1 protein-coding gene is annotated in these 208 nt (G+C 76.0%); it reads right to left on the reverse strand.

Features of this window, described 5'->3' with window-relative positions:
* The coding region (locus KVP70_RS34030) for a hypothetical protein (protein ID WP_217946832.1) at nucleotides 1–208 on the reverse strand (208 nt) is incomplete at both ends.

Consider the following 208-nt stretch of genomic DNA (forward strand, 5'->3'; position numbering starts at 1 on the left):
TGGTAGGCGGCGCCGGCCGCGGCGTCGAGCTGGGCCAGGAACCACAGGCGCTGCTGCGCCAGCGACAGCGGCGGCGCTTGCTCGCGTCCGGTCGGTGTGATCGCGGCCAGCGGCGCGCCGTGCTGGTCGTGCTCGTTGCGCTGGGCGTGTTCCAGCACGGCGGCCAGCGCGCTCAGCGTGGGGTGGGCGAACAGCTCGCGCAGCGCCA

The organism is Duganella violaceipulchra (genome assembly GCF_019166075.1).
GTDB lineage: Bacteria > Pseudomonadota > Gammaproteobacteria > Burkholderiales > Burkholderiaceae_D > Rugamonas > Rugamonas violaceipulchra.